General features: G+C 41.5%; 1 protein-coding gene. It reads left to right on the top strand.

Annotated elements, in window-relative coordinates; all coding sequences use genetic code 11:
* The coding region (locus BBROOKSOX_RS11575) for a filamentous hemagglutinin N-terminal domain-containing protein (RefSeq protein ID WP_139662026.1) at nt 1–1,034 on the top strand (1,034 nt) is incomplete at both ends.

Here is a 1,034-nt window from a genome sequence, read left to right as displayed (position 1 = left end):
AATGTCTACGCCGCCAATCAAGTTGTAGACACCACCAAAAGCCCAACAACTTTTATAGACACAACCGCCAACGGCGTTGATTTAATCAACATTGCAAACCCTAACTCTGTCGGGGTATCAGTTAACCATTACAACAAGTTTAATGTCGGCAATCAAGGGGCAATACTTAACAATTCAAAAGTCATGGGCACATCACAACTCGGTGGCGCGGTGTATGGCAACCCTAACCTTAATCAAAACGCTGATATTATCCTGAATGAAGTAGGCTCTACTAATCGTTCAGTATTAAACGGCGCTTTAGAAGTGTTTGGCAAGAATGCAGCCGTGGTGATTGCCAATCCTAATGGCTTTGATTGTAATGGCTGTAGTTTTATCAACACTTCCAAACTAACTATGGTGAGCGGGCAGTCACGGATGAGTGATGGTGCGATAACTGGCTTTAAAATCAACAACGACCTAACTTCTGATTTTATCATTCACGAACTGGGTTTATATGCCAATAACACAAATGATGTCGATATCATCTCAAGAGCGATTAAGCTAAGAGGAGAACTCCAAGCCAAACAAGACCTAGCCTTAAAACAAGGCAATGATTATTATGACTACACGACTGGCGAAGTCAAATCAAATACTAATGCCGCCCCCATTGAGTTTGGCATTGATATCTCACATCTATCTAATATCTCAGCAGGCAGCATTAAACTCATCGTTACTGAAAAAGGTGCAGGGGTAAACACCGCAGATGGCGATATTATCACTGACTTATCCAACTTGGAAATCACAGCTGATGGTGATCTGGTCTTAAAGGCAAACCTTAGCTCACAAACAGACATTAACTTAACTTCTCATCATGGAAATATTACTCAATCAGGGGATATAAAAGCCGTACAAAATATTGACATTAATGCCAATCAAACCTATCAAAATGAGGGCAAAGACACCATTGCCCAAGCCAACTTAGCCATTACTGCCAATACCGTTAACAATCAAGGTGGGCAACTGGCAGCAGGTGGTAATCTCAATATCGCAGTAGA

Source organism: bacterium endosymbiont of Bathymodiolus sp. 5 South (assembly GCF_900128535.1).
Taxonomy (GTDB): Bacteria; Pseudomonadota; Gammaproteobacteria; order PS1; family Pseudothioglobaceae; genus Thiodubiliella.
Note: the sequence above shows the minus strand (reverse complement) of the source record. Positions and strands in the feature narration are given on the sequence as shown.